We start from the raw sequence: 4,562 nt of genomic DNA on the forward strand, positions 1-4,562 counted from the left end.
AGTATTTCAATATCTTCATTGTTCAGATTGATTGTCACTGCTTTCACAAGACTGGAAAGCTGGTCAATCTTGGTAGCACTGGCAACATTAATAAACAAATTGACAATATCTCATATTTAGAATAACTCAAAAGAATAAATATGTTTGTGAGGGGGATCTCATGAAAAAAAGGCTTTTTTTTGCATCTATAGCTGTTTTAACTGCTGGCCTGACCGGCGGGGATGCGACAGCTTCTACGAATATCAATACCAAAGTTGAATCTGCTTCAGAGACTGGAATTAACAATGGTCTTACATCTAAAACCATGATGATTTCTAACGGAAATGATCCTTTTTCTTTTATTCTGAAAACTTCAGCTCCGGCAAATGCTATGGATTATCATATGTCACATATCTCACATAGCTCACATAGCTCGCATAGTTCTCACGCCTCTCATAGTTCACATTATTCAGGTTATTAATAACCAGGTTATTAATAATATGTCTAACAGAGTGATATTAGAGTTTGATTGTGGAGTTTATAGTTCCACTGCAATCCAAAAGGCTGCATATAGAGCTATGAATTTTATGCTCGTGCACATTGATCTAAATGAAGAGAAAATTATTTGCATTTGTGAGCCTACATCTGACGCTGATAATGACCAATTCGAGAAAGCAATACAAGAATTTAAAAAAGACGTATTGGACTATAGCTTACGTGAAAAAATTCGAGATGAAACTACTCCGATACGGAATTTAATATTAGGTATTGCTTTTTCAAAAACAGGTGCGGGAAGTGAGTAAATTTAAAAGTATTGATTCCTATATTCCAAAAAAAGAATATGAACTTTTACCATTTAAATTTGATCATTTTGACGATAAGCGTTGTATCATTACAAATATGGTAGGAGAATACCTATTATTAAATAATAATGATTTATATAGTCTAATAAATAAAAAAATTTCGTCTGATAGTTCTATATTTTCTTCATTACGTAGTAAGCACTTTATTCGTTATGAAGGTGAAAATTCACCTTTAGAACTTTTAGCTTTAAAATATAGGACTAGGCTTTCTAAGCTGGTTAACTTTACTAATTTACATGTTTTTGTAGTCACATTACGGTGTGATCATAGTTGTCCTTATTGTCAAGTATCACGGCAATCAGAAGATAAAAATCAATTTGATATGACGTATGAGATGGCTGACAAAGCATTAGATTTTGTTTTTAAATCGCCAAATCCAGCCATTAAAATTGAATTTCAGGGCGGCGAACCGTTATTAAATTTCCCCATGGTTCAATATATTGTTGAACAGGCAGAATTTCGGAATAAATCGGAAAACCGTAATTTACAGTTTGTTATTGCTACTACACTTTCGTTATTGACGGATGAAATCCTTGAATTTTGTCGTGACCACTCTGTTATGTTGTCCTCATCTCTAGATGGCCCTCAAGATTTGCATAATGCAAATCGTCCAAGACCCTCAAAAAATAGCCATCAGCTATTTGAAGACGGATTAAATAAAGCGAGAGCAGTTTTGGGTTATGACCGAGTATCAGCGTTAATGACAACAACCGACAAGAGTCTATCCCGTGTTCGTGATATAATAGATGAATACGTTAGACTTGGATTTAACAGCGTTTTTTTACGCGCACTCTCGCCTTATGGTTTTGCGATCAAAACAAAACGTTACATGATGTATGACGTAGATCGCTGGCTAAAATTTTTTAAAGAGGGTTTGGATTATATTATATTTTTGAATAAGTCAGGCATTCCTTTTGTCGAGGTTTATTCGGCTTTGATATTAAAAAAGATGCTAACATCTGACGATCCAGGCTTTGTCGATTTAATGAATCCTGCTGGAGCAGGTATAGCCGCGATTGTTTTTAACTATGATGGTTATGTTTATGCCTCAGATGAAAGTCGCATGTTAGCCGAGATGGGCGATTTTAAATTTAGGTTAGGGAATATATTAACGCAATCTTATGAAGATATTATCTTTTCGGATCAACTTCTAGATGCTTTGGAAGACTCATTTACGCTCAGTGTTCCAATGTGCTCTGATTGTGCCTTTGAACCATATTGCGGTGCAGAACCTGTCTTTCATTATGCCGTCTATAAAGACATGGTTGGACGAAAACCAGAATCTGCTTTTTGTAAAAAAAATATGTCGATTTATAAGCACTTAATAACACTGATGGAGAACGACGAAGAAACGAAAAGTATATTTCTTAGATGGGCAACTCAATGTTAAAGTTATTTGGAAATATAAAAAATCATATTTTTGATGACAATTTGTTTGTGAATCCAATTAAAATTTCGACTAACGCGAATTTACCAAACGTTTTAAAAAATAAATATGCCTATTTAATTAATGATAATAATTACAGTGAGGGGTTTTTTCATTATATAGTTTTTAATGATTTTTTTGAAAAAAATAAAGAAATTTTAGAGACAAAAAGTTACTCTATAATTCCCGACGATTTTAAATATTTATCCAACGATGATATCGTAAGTATTAATCCGAATCAGAACAAAATAAGAGTTCTTTTTAGATCACATTCAAATTTTAATAGTATATTAGTCACAGAACAATGTAATCATTATTGTTTAATGTGCTCCCAACCGCCGAAGCCGAAAGACGATTCATATCTTCTGGACGAAATCGAAAATTTAATACCTTTGATACCAAGGTATACAAAGGAAATCGGGTTTACGGGAGGAGAACCTACTACGAATCGTGATCGATTTTTGAAAATACTCCGGCTAACTAAAAGCTATCTACCAGAAACGAGTATTCACATATTATCAAATGGCAGGAGTTTTCGGGATTTCCATTTTGCAAAAAGTTATGCAGATCTAGAACTTATTGATAGTATGGTGGGTATCCCTCTTTATTCTGATGACCCGAGTTTGCATAATTATATTGTGCAGTCGGATAATGCTTTTGATGAAACTGTACAGGGCATAATAAATTTAAAAAAGTTAAACCAAAAGGTTGAAATTAGAATCGTACTCCACCGGTTATCTGTAAAACGTTTAATTCAGTTATGCGAATTTATAGGTAGAAATTTGCTTTTCGTGGACCATGTGGCTCTTATGGGGCTTGAAATAATGGGTTTTACTCGAGCGAATTTACAAGAGTTATGGATAGACCCGTTTGATTATAAAGATAAATTAAGCCAAGCGACATCCATTTTAAAATCGTATGGTCTAAATGCCTCTATATACAACCATCAACTATGTGTGGTGAACGAAAATGTTTGGCCGTTTTGCCGCCAATCCATTAGCGACTGGAAAAATGAATTTGCAATTGAATGTCAAACATGCACCAAGCGTTGTGATTGTGGCGGTTTTTTTTCTTCGGGCCTATTATATAAACACAGCGACCACTTACATCCGTTGTAAGGAAGTTGATATGAGAGGAAATTTTTCTCAAATCGCAATTAATGGCAGGATCGAAAATAATAAAAGCGAAGAGTAAAATGCATTTAATGGATTTATATAATCGTATTATTTAATTCCATAACTTAAAACTTGGGTGCCGCATATTTTGACCATTGATACGACTAGAGCTGCTGCATCATATCCGGTGCAGTTTCCTGTAAAACTGCATATGGCTTCAGAAACACTAACATTGGCGCATTGGTTTCGATTACCACCTAAAGCTAAGCATATACCTATGCCTAGGTCGTTATCTCCTATTCCGGTACAGTCGTAGCTGGCTCTCCCCCCTGAAATGCAAATAGCTTCGCCTAAGCTCATCTGGCTGTTACATAGATATGATGAACGCGTTGAAGCCGTTCCAGCAGCACAGATGCCGGCTCCCAAGCTCATCTCGCTGTTACATAGAAATGATGAACCTGTTGAAGCTGTTCCAGCAGCACAGATACCGGCTCCCAAGCCCATCTCGCTGTTACATAGATATGATGAACCTGTTGAAGCCGTTCCAGCAGCACAGATGCCGGCTCCCAAGCTCATCTCGCTGTTACATAGATATGATGAACGCGTTGAAGCCGTTCCAGCAGCACAGATACCGGCTCCCAAGCTCATCTGGCTGTTACATAGATATGATGAACCTGTTGAAGCTGTTCCAGCAATGCAAACTGCTTCTCCGGAAAAATTTCCTGAGCGTAGAAATATGGGCATGAGCATTTGCGAAATTTTACAAAAGTTTCGAATTTCGTTGTATGTTTGGCCAATAGAAAGAGAAGGGAAAGAAAGTAATATAAATAAAGCAATAGGAAAAATTTTTTTCATACGTGCTAGCTTTTTTACAGTTCATGGGCATGAGTAGTTTAAATCTTGTTCAGTTTCCATGATAGTCGTTTTCTTCAGATGCGTTATAGTCCGAACAATTTTTTCACGTTCCCGCTTGCTTGTTATCATGAAAGAGCAAAATTTAGAATGATATAGCTAAAAAATATTGTTCACTTCAAAAAAATAAAATTTTTTTCTAATGTATAAGCAATTAATGAAAACGCATACCGAATAAAAAAGAAGTTCGTGCTTGCTGCAAGAACTTCCTCTTACTTGTCGGTTCATGAATGGAAGCTATTAATAGCGGCTTGCCTGATCGAGTAT

General features: G+C 35.6%; 5 protein-coding genes. All 5 read left to right on the top strand.

Annotated features, from left to right (window positions below):
* Nucleotides 1–160 precede the first annotated feature (160 nt).
* The 5 genes from hxsA2 to GQS64_RS11915 all read left to right on the top strand — a co-directional run bounded on the left by hxsA2 (nucleotide 161) and on the right by GQS64_RS11915 (nucleotide 4,275).
* On the top strand, nucleotides 161–460 hold the full coding sequence (hxsA2, locus tag GQS64_RS11895) for a His-Xaa-Ser repeat protein HxsA2 (protein ID WP_198231752.1): 300 nt from the start codon (nucleotides 161–163) through the stop codon (nucleotides 458–460).
* Nucleotides 461–479: 19 nt separating this feature from the next.
* The gene (hxsD, locus tag GQS64_RS11900; protein ID WP_198231753.1) at nucleotides 480–782 is read left to right on the top strand and encodes a His-Xaa-Ser system protein HxsD; all 303 of its coding nucleotides are present in this window, start codon (nucleotides 480–482) and stop codon (nucleotides 780–782) included.
* On the top strand, nucleotides 775–2,232 hold the full coding sequence (gene hxsB / locus GQS64_RS11905) for a His-Xaa-Ser system radical SAM maturase HxsB (protein WP_077990239.1): 1,458 nt from the start codon (nucleotides 775–777) through the stop codon (nucleotides 2,230–2,232). The genes hxsD and hxsB overlap by 8 nt, the downstream gene beginning before the upstream one ends.
* A complete protein-coding gene (hxsC, locus tag GQS64_RS11910) occupies nucleotides 2,226–3,386 on the top strand; it encodes a His-Xaa-Ser system radical SAM maturase HxsC (protein WP_198231754.1) in 1,161 nt (386 codons plus the stop codon). Before hxsB ends, hxsC begins: the two co-directional genes overlap by 7 nt.
* Before the next feature lie 331 nt (nucleotides 3,387–3,717).
* Entirely contained in the window at nucleotides 3,718–4,275 is a 558-nt protein-coding gene (locus GQS64_RS11915; RefSeq protein ID WP_198231755.1) for a hypothetical protein, read from the top strand.
* The last annotated feature ends 287 nt before the right edge of the window (nucleotides 4,276–4,562 follow it).

It is taken from the genome of Bartonella sp. P0282, assembly GCF_048452985.1.
Classification (GTDB): domain Bacteria; phylum Pseudomonadota; class Alphaproteobacteria; order Rhizobiales; family Rhizobiaceae; genus Bartonella; species Bartonella choladocola.

Coding starts and splice junctions, on each gene's coding strand:
- hxsA2 (WP_198231752.1), top strand. CDS start 161: ATGAAAAAAAGGCTTTTTTTTGCATCTATAGCTGTTTTAACTGCTGGC.
- hxsD (WP_198231753.1), top strand. CDS start 480: ATGTCTAACAGAGTGATATTAGAGTTTGATTGTGGAGTTTATAGTTCC.
- hxsC (WP_198231754.1), top strand. CDS start 2,226: ATGTTAAAGTTATTTGGAAATATAAAAAATCATATTTTTGATGACAAT.
- GQS64_RS11915 (WP_198231755.1), top strand. CDS start 3,718: ATGCAAATAGCTTCGCCTAAGCTCATCTGGCTGTTACATAGATATGAT.